Source organism: Acidovorax sp. 94, assembly GCF_003634645.1.
Lineage (GTDB): Bacteria > Pseudomonadota > Gammaproteobacteria > Burkholderiales > Burkholderiaceae_C > Acidovorax > Acidovorax facilis.
The window spans coordinates 656,359-671,166 of record NZ_RBJA01000001.1 but is presented as its reverse complement, the minus strand read 5'-3'; the positions used below and the strand labels follow the sequence as shown (position 1 = coordinate 671,166).

General features: G+C 64.4%; 13 protein-coding genes. 9 read left to right on the top strand and 4 right to left on the bottom strand.

Features of this window, described 5'->3' with window-relative positions; genetic code table 11:
- Positions 1–264 precede the first annotated feature (264 nt).
- From C8C94_RS03125 to C8C94_RS03110, 4 genes are all read left to right on the top strand, one after another.
- Complete coding sequence (locus tag C8C94_RS03125; protein ID WP_147433218.1) at positions 265–819, top strand: hypothetical protein; 555 nt, start codon at positions 265–267, stop codon at positions 817–819.
- A gap of 539 nt (positions 820–1,358) precedes the next feature.
- Positions 1,359–1,610 carry a hypothetical protein gene (locus C8C94_RS03120; protein ID WP_055393637.1) on the top strand — a complete coding sequence of 84 codons (252 nt, stop codon included), beginning with the start codon at positions 1,359–1,361 and terminating at the stop codon, positions 1,608–1,610.
- A gap of 107 nt (positions 1,611–1,717) precedes the next feature.
- Positions 1,718–2,761, top strand: a complete 1,044-nt coding sequence (locus tag C8C94_RS03115; protein WP_370449717.1) for a LacI family DNA-binding transcriptional regulator — start codon at positions 1,718–1,720, stop codon at positions 2,759–2,761.
- Between the two features lie 86 nt (positions 2,762–2,847).
- On the top strand, positions 2,848–4,002 hold the full coding sequence (locus C8C94_RS03110) for a GntR family transcriptional regulator (RefSeq protein WP_121419674.1): 1,155 nt from the start codon (positions 2,848–2,850) through the stop codon (positions 4,000–4,002).
- Here C8C94_RS03110 and C8C94_RS03105 read toward each other — a convergent pair whose 3' ends face one another.
- Positions 4,003–5,352, bottom strand: coding sequence for an adenylosuccinate lyase family protein (locus C8C94_RS03105; protein ID WP_233573374.1), 1,350 nt, complete (start codon positions 5,350–5,352; stop codon positions 4,003–4,005).
- A gap of 209 nt (positions 5,353–5,561) precedes the next feature.
- Here C8C94_RS03105 and C8C94_RS03100 point away from each other — a divergent pair, with 209 nt between their 5' ends.
- Positions 5,562–6,602, top strand: a complete 1,041-nt coding sequence (locus C8C94_RS03100; protein ID WP_233573373.1) for a porin — start codon at positions 5,562–5,564, stop codon at positions 6,600–6,602.
- A gap of 14 nt (positions 6,603–6,616) precedes the next feature.
- Positions 6,617–7,612 (top strand): tripartite tricarboxylate transporter substrate binding protein, encoded by a 996-nt coding sequence (locus tag C8C94_RS03095; protein ID WP_233573372.1) that lies wholly within the window; start codon positions 6,617–6,619, stop codon positions 7,610–7,612.
- 214 nt (positions 7,613–7,826) lie between these two features.
- On the opposite strand, the gene ispF is transcribed toward C8C94_RS03095, so the two are convergent.
- A complete protein-coding gene (gene ispF, locus C8C94_RS03090; RefSeq protein ID WP_055393645.1) occupies positions 7,827–8,306 on the bottom strand; it encodes a 2-C-methyl-D-erythritol 2,4-cyclodiphosphate synthase in 480 nt (159 codons plus the stop codon).
- A gap of 110 nt (positions 8,307–8,416) precedes the next feature.
- Entirely contained in the window at positions 8,417–9,331 is a 915-nt protein-coding gene (locus C8C94_RS03085) for a 2-C-methyl-D-erythritol 4-phosphate cytidylyltransferase (protein WP_121419670.1), read from the bottom strand.
- 96 nt (positions 9,332–9,427) lie between these two features.
- Between C8C94_RS03085 and mfd the strand changes: the two genes are divergently transcribed.
- The 3 genes from mfd (at position 9,428) to C8C94_RS03070 (ending at position 13,908) form a co-directional block, all read left to right on the top strand.
- The gene (mfd, locus tag C8C94_RS03080; protein WP_121422665.1) at positions 9,428–12,892 is read left to right on the top strand and encodes a transcription-repair coupling factor; all 3,465 of its coding nucleotides are present in this window, start codon (positions 9,428–9,430) and stop codon (positions 12,890–12,892) included.
- 73 nt (positions 12,893–12,965) lie between these two features.
- Positions 12,966–13,625, top strand: coding sequence for a hypothetical protein (locus C8C94_RS03075; protein WP_121419669.1), 660 nt, complete (start codon positions 12,966–12,968; stop codon positions 13,623–13,625).
- A 94-nt stretch (positions 13,626–13,719) separates the two neighbouring features.
- Positions 13,720–13,908, top strand: coding sequence for a DUF3149 domain-containing protein (locus tag C8C94_RS03070; protein WP_055393653.1), 189 nt, complete (start codon positions 13,720–13,722; stop codon positions 13,906–13,908).
- A gap of 473 nt (positions 13,909–14,381) precedes the next feature.
- On the opposite strand, the gene C8C94_RS03060 is transcribed toward C8C94_RS03070, so the two are convergent.
- Positions 14,382–14,600 carry a hypothetical protein gene (locus C8C94_RS03060; RefSeq protein ID WP_121419668.1) on the bottom strand — a complete coding sequence of 73 codons (219 nt, stop codon included), beginning with the start codon at positions 14,598–14,600 and terminating at the stop codon, positions 14,382–14,384.
- Positions 14,601–14,808: the final 208 nt, after the last annotated feature.

Sequence of the window (14,808 nt, the reverse complement as noted above, 5' to 3'; positions counted from 1 at the left end):
AACATCCGCTCACCAAAAGCAAGAGGTCGTACAAGCAGCTATTCATTCAATCAATCAACCCGGATTCAAGCCTCAAACACCTATTAACAGGCGCATTCTGAATGCCTGGATGGGCAAATGTTAACGTTAACAGTCGCATCAAATACCATGGAAAACCCTTAGTCATAGGACCACCAACCCATTGATGGGAAAAGCGCTTGTAAGCCCCGGAGCGTTTGGCCTGCAGTCTGCGTTACGCTAGGCATCCACCCGCCTAACCAGCCCATGAGCATCCAAACACAGTTCTCTCTTCTCCGATTGCAGGGCGAGCCTCTGCCACAGGACCTTGCAGTCCTTCTCCATCACCAGGAAGAGCTGCAACGCCGCACCGGCGTCTGTATGGGCACCGCGGCCGACTGGGCCCCCTGGTTGAACACCAGCGACCTGAGCGAAGCCGAGCGGGCCGACCCTGAGATTGCTGCGAACCTTCGGGCCATCGCCGAGGTCTGCCGCCACATTGCTTTTGTGGTGGCCGATGATGAAGGCAATTACTTTGGCTACTGGCGCGGGCCGTCGTCAACACCCATTGCCGACAGTGTGGTGGTGCAACTGAGCAACGAAGCGCAGTTCTCGGTGTGCGGAACCGCGAACATCGCGGGTGCCATCCTGACCCAGTGTTGCTACGGTGGAACGTTCGACGAGACCCGCCAATGGTTTCTGCGCCTGGGTCTGACCGCCCTGCCCGCCTACCCCTATGACCTCGGCAATCCGCAGGTCACCCCCTCCCCGGCAGCCTTGCACGAGCAGCTTTTCAAGGCATATCTACCTGAGGCGGGGTAACTGCACACCCTACTTCGCTTGCCAGCGAAAAGGCGGAACCAGTAGCAGCGGTATCAGCGGAACGCGCTTCTTTGAACCTGTGGCCCTCAGCCAAAGCCATATGCGCCCACTGTGCAAAAAAGAGGCTCGCAGGCCATCGCACCCGTGTGGGTGTGCACAGCATCGCAGCTTGCCGCTGTCCTGATGGTTGCGCTCGCGCGCGTGGATTTGCAGCTGGCGTAATGGACTGTAATCGCCTGCGCCCAACCCGCTCGATATTCTGAAGTGGTGCTGTTAAGGAAGACCGGCATAACCCTCGCGAGACGGTGGTAGCGCGGATGGAGATGGGGCACAAGGCGTCTTTTTGCAGCCAATAGCCGCGCTATTGGCAAGAAAAGCAACGCAGTGGACTGCCCGAGACCGCGCTATCACAGACCGCAGGGAGTTGTGCAGGTCATCCTCAAGGGCCTCTTTTTCAAAGGCCCTGCAGTACACAAGAGTCAATGCAATTGCATTTGACTGCCGTCTCCGCATTACTTATTCACTTTCAAGGAAGCACCATGCCCAGCACTCTCTCTACCGGCTTTGGCCAGACAGGCATTTTGGCAAACAGCCCCAACAACTACGACACCCTGCAACCTGGCCAGTACCGCCTCACCAACGTGACGCTCGTTCCTGGCATCCCGGTATTCAGCACAGAAGAAATCTACAAGTTGAGCAACGGCGCTGGCACGCCCGATATTTCGGTCAAATTTCAGTCAATGATTGGACATGCTGCCGGGGCTATCGTTATCAACGTGTACGCCATCTAGCAGGACTGGTTCGGCGGGCGCCCCACACGACGGACTGCTGGGCGGTTTCTGACCAACAGCGAGGCGCCCGTCCTGAGGAATCATCGCTTCGTGGATAGACTCGGCGGATGCCGCGCCCTCCCCCAAGCACCCTGCCAGAGACACCGGAACCTATTCGCAACCGACCGGTGGTGACGTTGCGTGAAGTGGCTGAGCAGGCGGGGGTGTCCATGATCACCGTCTCCCGCGCCATCAATACGCCCGGCCAGGTGTCCGAGCCCACACGCACCCGGGTGCAGGCAGCCATCTCCAGCCTGGGCTATGTGCCCAACCTCATTGCGGGGGGCTTGCGCTCGGCACGCAGCCACCTGGTCACGGCCCTCGTGCCCACCACCACGGGGCAGCTGTTCGGCGAGATGGTCCAATCGCTCACCGACGCGCTGGAGTTGCGCGGCTACCAGGTGATGCTGGGCCAGGTGGGCTATGCACATTCGCGCGAAGACGAACTGCTGCGCGCCATCGTGGGCCGCAGGCCCGACGGCATTGTGCTCACTGGCATCATGCATTCGCCCGAAGGGCGGCGGCTGCTGCAGGCCTCTGGCATCCCTGTGGTGGAGACCTGGGACTTCACCCCCAACCCCATCGACATGCTGGTCGGACTGTCACACGAACAACTGGGCGCCGCCGTGTGCAAGCACCTGCACGCCAAGGGTCGGCGCCGGCTGGCGCTGCTCAGCGGCGACGATGAGCGCGCCGCGCGGCGGCGAAAAGGCTTTTATGCCGAAGCGGGCCGACTGGGCTTGCGCGAGCCCGCCCTGCAGTTGGAGAAATCACCCACCTCCCACACCGAAGGGCGTGCGGGTCTGGCGGCCTTGCTGGCCGCCCAGCCAGACATCGATGCCGTGTTCTGCAGCTCCGACATGCTGGCCTTGGGGGTCCTCACCGAGGCGCGGGCGCGCGCCATGGCGGTCCCCGACCAGTTGGCCGTCGTCGGTTTCGGAGACATTGAGTTCGCCCAGACCGTGATCCCCAGCCTCACGACCGTGCGCATCGACGGCACGCGTATGGGCCAGACGGCGGCAGACTTTATTGCCGACCGCGCGGAGGGAAAGACCGTGGCGGAGCCGGTGGTGGATATCGGCTTTTCGATCATGGAGCGCGAGAGCGCATAGCGGGTAGCCCGGCACCACCAGAGATCCAGGTCGGACGCACGGGCATATCTCTACAGGCCAATACCGTTCAATTTGTGGTGTATTGTATGAACACCATGCGCAGCAGCCCCTCGCCAGATCTCGAGCAATTCCTGGAACAACTCGCCCACGAAGCCCGCCCGGGCGACCGACTCCCCACCATCCGCGAATTGATGAAGCGCTTTGGCGCATCGCAAATGCTGGTTCAGCGGGCTTTCCAAAGGCTCAAGGAAAAGGGGTTGATTGATGCCCAGGTGGGTCGGGGCACCTACTTCCTGGGCACAGGCTCGCAACCGGTGACGACGACTGAAACGAGTCCCTTGCCGAGCAAAAGCCCGCATCCCAAATCCCCCGCGGCAGTCACCTCCTCTGTGAAATCGGTGCTGCTGCTGCGCCGCTCCATCAGCATTGCGCGCGGGCGCGTGCTGATCGAAAGTCTGCAGCACCGCCTTGCGGCCGACGGGCACCGGGTGCTGGAGCTGTCGTACAACGACCCGGACCATGCGCTCACGGTGCTCAAGGGCCTGCCGCGCTTCGATGCCTGCGTGGTGCAATCCACCTTTAAGGCCATTCCCATCGCCCTTCTGGCGGCTCTTCGCGACAAGTGCGACGTGCTGGCCGTGGACGGGGCGGCGCTGGTGGGTGCCGACGTCGAGGCCGTGGGCACCGAGTGGGGCGAGCCGCTGGCAGCCGCCATCGCCCTGCTGATGGAGCAAGGCCACCGGCGCATTGCCTACGCATGCACCTCGCACCCCTTTCTGGCCACCCAGCTCGGGCGTCGGCGCTTTAAGTATCTGCAAGCGACGCTGTCCGATGTGGTGCTGCAGGAAATCACGCTGGACATGCTGCCGCACGAGGACTACACCGCCCGACTGGTGGAACAGATCCAGGTCCGCGCGAAGGGCGCCGACAGCGCGAGCGCTTTGCCCTTTACAGCCCTGGTGGCCTGGGGCATCGAGGATGGCGCCCTCTTCCAGCGCCTGCTGGCCCACAGCGGGATTTCGGTGCCCGCGCAGCTGAGCGTGGTATTGCTCGGCCGCACGGACCTGGCCAGCGAACATGCGGACTTTTTCGAGGTGATCGGTTGCAGCGTGGCTGACCAGGTCGATGCCCTGCACCGCGCCATCACGGCGCGCTGGGCTGACGCAGGGACACCCTACGGCGTGCACCTGACGCCGGTCACGCACCGTGCGGGCACATCGGTAGCAGCCCCTGCACGGTAGCTATGGCTCCACGCAACCGGGTGCCAAGCGCGCCACGGTGTCCACCACGAGCGGCGCCGATTCGCCGACATAGGCTTGTGCATCCAGCGCCTGCAGCAAGTCATCCGGCAAGGCACCGCCATTGAACGGCGGCTGTGCGCGGATCGCGTCGATGAAAGGCACGCCCTCAGACTGCGAGCGCTGCGCCGCCGCGTAGAGCAGGCGATGCGCCTCATGCCGGCCCATAAGGCGGGTGAGCCGCATCATCACAGCCTCAGAGGCGATCAACCCCCGCGTCATTGCGAGGTTGCGGGACATTGCCTGCGGGTTGACCGCCAGGCCTTGCGCCAGCCGCGCCAGCGTCTCGGCCACCGAGGTGGCGATGATGGCGATCTCGGGCAGCAGCGTATCGGCCACGTTGGTGGCCGATGAGTCACCCTCGTCCATGCGCACCATGGTCTCCAGCGCGGCCTGGGTGCGCGTACGCAGCATGCGCGCCAGACTGACCAGCAGCAGTGCCATGGAAGGGTTGCGCTTTTGCGCCATGGTGGAACTGCCCACCTTCCCGATGTGAAAGGCTTCCGCCACTTCCCCGATCTCGGTGCGCTGCAGGAAGACCACGTCCTGCGCGATCTTCTGTGCCGTGCCCGCCAGGAGGCCCAGTGCGGCCAGATAGTCGCTGGCCCGGTCATAGGACGACCGCAGCGGCATGTCGGCCGACAGCAGGCCCAGTTGCTGCGCCATCAGCGCCTGCACTGCGGGCCCGAGCGGCCCGGTGGCAGCAAAGGTGCCGATGGCGCCCCCCATGCTGGCTGGAAACGAGGAGGCAAGCCGCTCGGCAAGGCGACGGCGGCCACGGTCCAGTTCATCGACCCAGCCCGCGAGCTTGAAGCCCAGGGTCATCGGTAACGCGTGCTGGCCATGCGTGCGACCTGCCATGGGCGTGGCCTGGTGCTCCAACGCCAGCGCGGCCAATGCGGCTATGGCGGCATCCAGGTGCCCTGCCAGCAGCCTGTGGGTTCGCACCATCTGCAGTGCGCTGGCCGTGTCGAAGATGTTCTGCGTGGTCGCGCCCCAGTGGATGAAGCCAGCCGCAGGCTCACCGCACAGCTCCTCGAACCGGTGGAGCACTGGCACCAGCGGGTGTTGTGCGAAAGCGATGGCCTTTGCCAAATGCGGCAGGTCGAACAGTTCTGCCCGAGCATGGGCAGCGATCACCGGTGCCACTTCGACAGGTATCACGCCCAGCCCGGCCTGGGCGTGGGCCAAGGCCGCCTCCACGTCCAGCCAGGCCTGCAGAGTGGCCGAATCGCTCCAGATGGCCTTGGCAGGTGCACTGAACCAGTGACCCGTGATGAAAGATTCGAACATACCGATCGCCATGTGTGCTCCATCCATACAACTACGGGTATATCCGTAGATTGTGTTGTATTGCGTTGTCCATCGAGGGCAAGCCGCATTCCAAAAGCCAGGTGCCAGTGAATTGCGACCACCCATTGATTGCATTGTATTGCATTAATAAAACTCAATACATACAATTCAGATGCAACCGCCAAACCACAATCCACGGAGACAAATCCATGACACGGCATTTCCTGGCAAGCACGGCTTGCCCAACCTCTTCAGCGCCCTACACCGCACTGCTGTGCGTCGCCTTGGCCAGCCTCGGGGCCTGCGGTACAGCGCAGGCCCAGTCCTCGCTGACCATCTATGGCATCGTCGACCAGGGCCTGGCCCGTGCCAATGGGGGCACAACCCCCGGCGCCCTGCTACCCGGGCGCGGCGTGGCGCCACGGGTCTGGACCATGAAGGCCGGCAACACGTCGCGCCTGGGGTTCATGGGCCGCGAAGACATGGGCGGCGGTCTCTACTCGCGCTTTCAGATCGAGCACCGCTTTGCCGCTGACACGGGCGCGCCAAGCAATCCCAGCATCTACTGGCTGGGCCGCTCGGTGGTGGCAGTAGGTAGCAAGCAGTGGGGCGAGGTGTATGCGGGGCGCGAATACTCGGCTGCCTACACAGTGGCTCTCAATGCAGACCCCACCTATTGGAGCTACGTGAGCCAGTTGGGCTCTGCCTACACCTATGCCAACTACACGCCAGTGGCGGCTCCCGCAGAAGCATCCAACATCCGTTGGGCAAACGCCGTAGGCTACAAATCGCCCGTGATCTCTGGCGTGAGCATGGAGATTGCAGGCGCTTTTGGCGAAGGAGTGCGCAGCAACGCCACCTCGGGCAACCTGCAGTACAAGACCGGGCCTGTATGGGTGGGCGCTGCGTTCGATCGGCTTGACTCCAGCACCCACCTGGCTCTGGTGGCAGGCGGGTACGACTTCGGCGTGGTTCACACCAAGGCCAGCTACAGCCGCGCCAAAGGCGGGGTCAATGGCGATGCCACGGCCTACAGCGTGTCGGCCATGGTGCCGCTGAGTTTTGGTCGTACCTACCTCATGGTTGGGCTCCTGAAACCCGCCACCCAACTCGATTCGCAGATGATCGGCGCTGGTCTTCAGTACGACCTGAGCAAACGCACATTGCTCTACACCAACCTCGGCACAGCCAAGCGCGACGGCCTCACACGCACCACAGCCATCGACTTTGGCGTGAAGCACACGTTCTGAACAGGAGTCACCACATGCAACGCAGACAACTCCTCCGTCAGGCCGCCGCGATGACAGTTCTGAGCACGGGCACTCTTATCACGCACACCGCGCAGGCGCAGAGCGACAGCGGCAATACCAAACCCATCTCACTGATCGTGGGCTATTCCGCTGGCGGAAGCGCAGATCTTGTCGCGCGCATTGTTGCGACCGAGCTGGGCAAGCGGCTTGGCCGTACCGTCATCATCGAGAATGTGGCGGGCGCCAGCGGCATGCTGGCCGCACAGCGGGTGCTCAACGGACCGGCCGATGGCAGTCTGGTCTACATGGGAGGCACCGACACAGTGGTCGTGCCCATGGTCAACCCCAAGGTCAAGCTCGACTGGGAGAATGACTTCATTCCGGTGGGGCGCATGACCACCGTCCCGATGATCTTTGCCGTGCGCAAGGCGTCTCCCTACGCCAACCTGCAAGATCTTGTCGCCGCGCTGCGCAAGGGTGGCAAGGACAGCATCAACTTCGCCACGCCGGGCATCGGGACGATGCAGCACCTGTACGGCGCGCTGATCAACAAGCAGGCGAAGGTGTCCATGCTGCACGTGCCCTACCGAGGTGGCACCCATATCACCAACGACCTGGTCGGCGGACAGGTGGACAGCGCAATGTTGGTGCTATCCACGGCCATGCCATTTCTCAAGGACGGCAAGATCAGGGCGCTGTCGGTCTCCGACACCGCACGGGTGCAGCAGCTGCCTGACGTCAAGCGCATTGGAGAGGAGGAGGGTTTCTCCGGCATGGCTCTGCCATTGTGGCAAGGCCTCTTCATGAAGGCGGGCACGCCCGCCGCGACTGTGAACGCCGCCGACAAGGCACTGCAGGAAGCGCTTGCGCAGTCCGAGCTGCGGCAGAAGCTGCAGGAAGCAGGCATTACGGTCGCCCCCTTGAACGGACCTGAATTCAAGACATTCATCAAACCGCAGGCGAAGCTGTACCGCGATATCGTGACGACATCCCAGATCACGATGGAGTGAAGTCGCGCGGCAAGCGTGGCAGAACCATGGGGCGCAGCGCGGCCCCCAACGCTCTTTTTTGCTCTGGATACCGGATTGCGAAGTGTGTGGCCCTCTCCTGGTGGTTCAGGCCCCGCACTCCTCGCAGCGTGGGCAAGACAGGCATCCCCCCGGACGGGGGATGCCGCGCAGGCTGCGAACAGACAATGCCGCCCGGGCCGGTCAGCGCAAAAATTCAGGACGCATAGATCAGCGCCGCCGCCCGAGCTTCCATCGCCAGCCCCTGCCCCACGGGCCCCAGGCGCTCGGCCGTCTTGGCTTTCACATTGACTTGCCCCTCAGCGATGCCCACGGCCCGTGCAATGGCGGCACGCATGCCGGGAATGTGCGCCGCCAGTCGCGGAGCTTGCGCGATCACGGTGCTGTCGATGTTGCCGATCTCGTAGCCCGCCGCACGCACGCGCCGCGCTGCTTCGGCCAGCAGCACGCCGGAGTCGGCACCGCGAAAGGCAGCGTCGGTATCGGGGAAATGGCTGCCAATGTCGCCCAGGGCAGCTGCGCCCAGCAGCGCATCGGTGATGGCGTGCAGCAGCACATCGGCGTCCGAGTGGCCCAGCAGCCCCGTGGGGTGGGCAATGTCCACGCCACCAATCACCAGCCGACGACCGGGCACCAGGGCGTGCACGTCCCAACCTTCACCAATCCTGAAATTCATCCGCTTGCCTTTGTTGTTGCGTGCCTTGCGGCGTTGTATTGCCTTGCGCCCCCCGCCGCACTCATCCACGGCGCCGTGAGGCCGGGGTTAAAGCACTGAAGGAAACGGTTCTAGAACAGATTCTTTTTGCCCGGTGCGGTGGTCACCTGGCCCCGGTCGCCCCCAAAACGCTCCAGCGTCGTGCCGTGCGCACGCGCAGCCAGTACAGCCGCCGCCAGCGCAAAATCGTCCGGGTAGGTGACCTTGAAGTTCTGCGCCCCACCTGGCACCAGGCGCGGGTGCAGGCCCATGGCCTCCATGGCGCTGGCCTCGTCGGTCACGTTGGAACCCACCTTGTCGATGGCATCCATGAGGGGGCCGATGCGAAACATCTGCGGCGTCTGGGCCAGCCACTTGTCGCTGCGATCCACCGTGGAGGCCACACGCACGCCGCCCGGACCGTCGATGGAGGTCTTGAGCGTGTCGGCCAGCTTGTGCGCCAGCAGGCCCCCGACACTGTCGCCAGCGCACTGGTCGATGAGGGAGTCGATCTGCTCGGACGTGACCAGGCAACGCGCGGCATCGTGCACCAGCACCCAGTCATCCGGCTGCGCCCCCCGTTCCAGCAGCGCCTTGAGGCCGCCCAGCACCGTATCGGCCCGCGTAGGGCCGCCACACTCCACCACAAAAAAGGTGGGGTGCGCATGCGTGTCCAAAAACCGGTCCCCGGGGGCCACCGCGACCAGGGTGCCCAGCAGCCGCCCTACACCGGCAAAGGCCGCGAGCGTGTGCAGCACCATCGGTTGGCCCGCCACCAGGTGGTACTGCTTGGGCAAAGGGGATGTGGGCGGGGGCGCCGCAACGTCCACAGCCGAAAACGCAGCCACGGTCGAGGTCGATGGCGCAGCATTGCCGGAGGCGGACGCGGGGGCTGCAGCGCCCGCCGCAACAGCCCGCAAGCCCATTCCGGCACAGGGCACCAGCGCCCAGAATCGCCCATGGGCAGACAAAGGGGCGAGCGGGGGTTGGAGCAAGGGAGCAATCATGAAGCGCTCATTCTAAAATCCTCCGTTGCCCTCCGATCCAGCCCGTGCGTGTTTCGCGCCCCTGGGGATGCGGTGGGCCCAGACGACACCGTCCGCATGGAACTGCCCAAACTCTCCCCCGGAAAACGTTTCACCCTGCCCCGCCCCGTGGGCAGCGCCGATTCCCTTCTACTGGCCCGTCTGGCCGAACGTGACAAGGCAGGGGGCCGCACCACCGCCATCGTCACGGCCGACGCCACCGATGCGCAGCGGCTCATCGACGAGATGGCCTTTTTTGCGCCTGGCCTGCGCTGCGCGCTGTTCCCGGACTGGGAGACGCTGCCCTACGACACCTTCTCGCCGCACCAGGACCTGATCAGCGAGCGGCTGGCCACGCTGTGGCGCATCTCCCAGGGTGAAGCCGACGTGGTGCTGGTGCCTGCCACCACAGCGCTGTACCGCCTCGCCCCGCCCTCCTTCCTGGCGGGCTATACCTTCCACTTCAAGGTCAAGCAAAAGCTCGACGAAGCCAAGTTCAAGGCCCAGCTCACGCTGGCGGGCTACAGCCACGTGTCCCAGGTGGTCAGCCCTGGCGAATACGCGGTTCGCGGCGGGCTGATCGATCTGTTCCCCATGGGCTCGCTGGTGCCCTACCGCGTGGACCTGTTCGACAACGAGATCGACAGCATCCGCACCTTCGATCCCGACAGCCAGCGCAGCCTGTACCCCGTGCCCGAGGTGCGCCTCTTGCCCGGCCGCGAGTTCCCCATGGACGACGACGCGCGCGCGAAATTCCGCAGCCGCTGGCGCGAGATGCTCGAAGGCGACCCGACCAAGAGCCGCATCTACAAGGACATGGGCGCGGGCGTGGCCACGGCCGGCATCGAGTACTACCTGCCGCTGTTCTTCGACGAAACGGCCACCGTGTTCGACTACCTGGGCGGCGAGGCCACCGTGGTGCTACACGGCGACCTGGAGCCCGCGTTTCAACGTTTCTGGCAGGACACCAAGGATCGCTTTCGCCTGGTGCAGGGCGATCCCGAACGGCCTGCTCTGCCGCCCGAGGCGCTGTTCCTCTCAGCCGATCAGTTCTACACGCGCGCCAAGGAGCATGCCCAGCTGTCCATCCGCCCCGGGGTAGAGGACATTGCCGACAACCCCCACTTCCAGAAGCTCGGCGACCTCTCGGTGGTGCGCGGGGCAGAGGACCCGCTGGCGCGCCTGCACGCCCACCTCCGTAACACCCAGCACCGGGTGCTGCTGCTGGCCGAGAGCGATGGGCGGCGCGAGAGCCTGCTCGACTTTCTGCGCGCCAGCGGCGTGAACCCACCGGCCTTCGACTCGCTGGCCGAGTTCCAGGGCACAGCCGACGAAAAGGTGGGCATCGCCACCGCGGGCCTCACCGTGGGCTTCAGCTGGATCGAGGACGGCATCGACTTCGTCACCGAGACCGAGCTGTTTGCCGCAGGCCCCACCACGCGCCGGCGCAAGAAACAGGAGCAAGTGAGCGATGTCGAGGCACTGATCAAGGACCTGGCCGAGCTGAACGTGGGCGACCCGGTGGTGCACAGCCAGCACGGCATCGGGCGCTACCGCGGCCTGGTCAACATGGACGTGGGCAACAAGAACCCCGACGGCACGCCCGCCATGCAGGAGTTCTTGCACCTCGAATACGCCGACAAGGCGGTGCTGTATGTGCCCGTGAGTCAGCTGCAGCTCATCAGCCGCTACACCGGCGTGAGCGCCGACGAGGCGCCGCTGCACAAGCTGGGCAGCGGCCAGTGGGAAAAGGCCAAGCGCAAGGCCGCCGAACAGGTGCGCGACAGCGCGGCCGAGCTGCTCAACATCTACGCCCGCCGCGCGCTACGCCAAGGCCATGCCTTCCGCTACAGCCCGCAAGACTACGAGACCTTTGCCAACGACTTCGGCTTTGAAGAAACAGCCGACCAGAACGCCGCCATCCACGCGGTCATCCAGGACATGATCAGCCCCCGCCCCATGGACCGCCTGGTCTGCGGCGATGTGGGTTTCGGCAAGACCGAGGTGGCGCTGCGCGCGGCCTTCGTGGCCGTCACGGGCGGCAAGCAGGTGGCCTTCCTCGCGCCCACTACGCTGCTGGCCGAGCAGCACTACCAGACACTGGTGGACCGCTTTTCCAAGTGGCCGGTGAAGGTGGCCGAGGTCTCGCGCTTTCGCTCGGGCAAGGAGATCACCGCCGCCATCAAGGGCATCGGCGACGGCACGGTGGACATCGTGGTGGGCACGCACAAGCTATTGAGCGAATCCACCAAGTTCCACAACCTGGGCCTCTTGATCATCGACGAGGAGCACCGCTTCGGCGTGCGCCACAAGGAGCAGATGAAGGCCCTGCGCGCCGAGGTGGACGTGCTGACGCTCACGGCCACGCCCATCCCTCGCACGCTGGGCATGGCGCTCGAAGGGCTGCGCGACCTCTCGGTCATCGCCACCGCGCCGCAGCGGCGCCTGGCGATCAAGACCTTTGTGCGCAACGAGGGCACGGGCGTGATCCGCGAGGCGGTGCTGCGCGAACTCAAGCGCGGCGGGCAGGTGTACTTCCTGCACAACGAGGTGGAGACCATCGAGAACCGCCGCCAGAAGCTCGAAGAGATACTGCCCGAGGCCCGCATCGCCGTGGCCCACGGCCAGATGCCCGAGCGCGAGCTCGAACGCGTGATGCGCGACTTCGTGGCCCAGCGCTACAACATCCTCCTGTGCTCGACCATCATCGAGACCGGGATCGACGTGCCCACCGCCAACACCATCATCATGAGCCGCGCCGACAAGTTCGGCCTGGCGCAGCTGCACCAGCTGCGCGGGCGCGTTGGCCGCAGCCACCACCAGGCGTACGCCTACCTCATGGTGCCCGACGTGGAAGGCCTGACCAAACAAGCGCAGCAGCGGCTTGAAGCCATCCAGCAGATGGAAGAACTGGGCAGCGGCTTCTACCTGGCCATGCACGACCTGGAGATCCGCGGCGCGGGCGAGGTGCTGGGCGAGAACCAGAGCGGCAACATGCTGGAGGTGGGCTTTCAGCTGTACAACGAGATGCTCAACGAAGCCGTCAAGGCGCTCAAAGCTGGCAAGGAGCCGGACCTGCTCAGCCCGCTGAGCGTGACCACCGACATCAACCTGCACGCCCCTGCCCTGCTACCCGACGACTACTGCGGCGACGTGCATCTGCGCCTGTCGTTCTACAAGAAGCTGGCCACGGCCAAGAACCCTGACCAGATCGACGGACTGCTCGAAGAGATCGTGGACCGTTTCGGCAAGCTGCCGCCGCAGGCCCAGACCCTGATTGACGTGCACCGCCTGCGCGTGCTGAGCCAGCCCTACGGAGTGGTCAAGGTGGATGCGGCCCCTGGCGTCATCAACATCACCTTCAAGCCTCAGCCGCCCATCGACCCGATGCGCATCATCGAGCTGATCCAGAAAAACAAGCACATCAAGCTGGCGGGCAACGAGAAGCTGCGCATCGAGCGCGAGCTGAAAGAACCCAAGGATCGGGCGCAGATGGTGCGGGACATCTTGCGCAGTCTGGGGCAGCCGCTGGTGGTTGCTTGATTTTTAATAAAATTGGCCTCTAGCGCTTATCTGGCAATGGCTAGTAGCTATCAATAGAATAGCAAACAGAACCATGTGGCTGGAAGCCGCCCTCGTCCTCGTCACTCTGGTTGCCGCTCTGGCGGCCCGTCCCTGGCGCATGCTGGCCAACCGCAAGCCTCTGGCACACGAGACGCAGGGCGCGCCGTCTGCGCTGTGGACGCCACTACTCGCCACGCTGGTCTTCCTGCCCTGGCTGTGGGCCCTGCCCACACTGCACGCCATGCCGCTGCAGCTGCAAATGTCGGGCGCCTGCCTGGTGGTGCTGATGCTGGGCTGGCCGCTGGCGATCCCGGTGCTGATGGGCGTGGGCATCGTGGCCTGCCTGATCTCCCCAGCGATGGCCTGGGCCGATGCGCTGGGTGCCACGGTGTGGCTGGGCGTGGTGCCTGCCACGCTGGCGCTGGGCCTGGGTGCGCTGCTGCGGCGCTACACCGGCACCAAACCGTTTGTCTATGTGCTGGGCCGTGCGTTTCTGGGCACGGTGGTCTGCGTGTTTGCGGCGGGTGTCCTGTCGCAGTGGAGCGGCCACCTGCTGCCCGGCGTGGGCGATGAGCTGTCGCTGGTGGCGCGCTGGCTCATGGCCTGGGGCGATGGGTTTGTCACCGGCATGCTCGCGGCGATTTTTGTAGCCTTCAAGCCCGAGTGGCTGGCCACATGGTCGGACCGGCTGTACTTGCCCCGGCCGGACTGAGCCTCGGCTGCTGCAGCGATGGTTGACACAGCGCAAGGGGTATCCGCCTTTGCAGCGCGATAGTGGACATCACACCAACAAGGAGTGCCCCACCATGAAGCTGCTGAACGATCTTTTCTCTACCGACTACGGGCTGATGAGCATCATTGGCATCGGGTTCATGCTGTGCATGGCCGCGTTTTTCCTGCGCATGTTCCTGGTCAAGATGAACGAACCACCTACGCCCAACCCCGCCACCGCCGGGCGCGCGGGCAACGGCAAGAGCCTGCCGCCTTCACGCTGATCCGGCCCGCACGGTCTGAGCGCCGTAGCCCGGCACTGGGAAGCCGAGGAGGCGATGCTATTGCGGGCCGTAGCCCCTAAAAACGGCTCCCACGTTCTGCCATGGTCCACGGCCCGTTGCCGACAAACTCCAGCGCGCAGTGCATGCCGCCCTTTTCGACCCGGACACCCAGCCAAGCTTGCCGCCAGCGGCACAAGCGTCTTAGAACCTGTTCAAAATCTTTTCGGGGATCGCATTGGAGTGCAATCGGGATGAGTGGAAGCTTCGGATGCGCCGCATGGGCTGGTGCCCATGCAAGCAGCCGGAGCGTCCAATCGCCCGATTTCACTCCAACCCTTCGGGCAGGTGCCTTGCCGGGCGGTCTGCGGCGTTACGGACGCTTGCCAATAGCCGGGCTATTGGCTGCACCCCGCGCCTTGCATTCCATCCCGGCAAGGTACTCGTGCGACCCTGAAAAGATCTTGAATAGGTTCTTAGCCCAGCGCCAGACTGCCCGCATCGAACGACGGTGGTCGCAAAAGGTCCTCGTCGATGCCCATCACTTTGCTGGCGCGCTCCAGGGCCTGCCACAGGGGCGCAGGCATCTGCAGTATTTCTTCGGGAGAGGCTGACTGCGCAATCCATGCGCTGATGTCAACGTGCTGCTCGGCGGTGAGCAAGTCCAGGTGCAGCATTTCGTCAATGGTCTTCATCGGTGGTCTATCGGTAGCGGGGCTTGCTGGCGAGGGCACCTGCTGGTGCTGGGAAGTGGAAGCCCAAGGCTACCTGACAACCATCAACATGCGGCCGAGAGCGCCAATATCAACCGGGGCATGGCGAGCCCCCGGCGCTCGGGAAACGCGACCATCCAGCCACGATCATGGAAGAACCTGGCCAGAGCCGGGCTGGTCGCCGTGGCGC

Bases quoted from the DNA above. Each gene is read 5' to 3' on its own strand.
- C8C94_RS03085 (WP_121419670.1), bottom strand. From the start codon at position 9,331: ATGATTGCTCCCTTGCTCCAACCCCCGCTCGCCCCTTTGTCTGCCCAT.
- C8C94_RS03120 (WP_055393637.1), top strand. From the start codon at position 1,359: ATGCCCAGCACTCTCTCTACCGGCTTTGGCCAGACAGGCATTTTGGCA.
- C8C94_RS03060 (WP_121419668.1), bottom strand. From the start codon at position 14,600: ATGAAGACCATTGACGAAATGCTGCACCTGGACTTGCTCACCGCCGAG.
- ispF (WP_055393645.1), bottom strand. From the start codon at position 8,306: ATGAATTTCAGGATTGGTGAAGGTTGGGACGTGCACGCCCTGGTGCCC.
- C8C94_RS03115 (WP_370449717.1), top strand. From the start codon at position 1,718: ATGCCGCGCCCTCCCCCAAGCACCCTGCCAGAGACACCGGAACCTATT.
- C8C94_RS03070 (WP_055393653.1), top strand. From the start codon at position 13,720: ATGAAGCTGCTGAACGATCTTTTCTCTACCGACTACGGGCTGATGAGC.
- C8C94_RS03075 (WP_121419669.1), top strand. From the start codon at position 12,966: ATGTGGCTGGAAGCCGCCCTCGTCCTCGTCACTCTGGTTGCCGCTCTG.
- C8C94_RS03110 (WP_121419674.1), top strand. From the start codon at position 2,848: ATGAACACCATGCGCAGCAGCCCCTCGCCAGATCTCGAGCAATTCCTG.
- C8C94_RS03100 (WP_233573373.1), top strand. From the start codon at position 5,562: ATGACACGGCATTTCCTGGCAAGCACGGCTTGCCCAACCTCTTCAGCG.
- mfd (WP_121422665.1), top strand. From the start codon at position 9,428: ATGGAACTGCCCAAACTCTCCCCCGGAAAACGTTTCACCCTGCCCCGC.
- C8C94_RS03125 (WP_147433218.1), top strand. From the start codon at position 265: ATGAGCATCCAAACACAGTTCTCTCTTCTCCGATTGCAGGGCGAGCCT.
- C8C94_RS03105 (WP_233573374.1), bottom strand. From the start codon at position 5,352: ATGTTCGAATCTTTCATCACGGGTCACTGGTTCAGTGCACCTGCCAAG.
- C8C94_RS03095 (WP_233573372.1), top strand. From the start codon at position 6,617: ATGCAACGCAGACAACTCCTCCGTCAGGCCGCCGCGATGACAGTTCTG.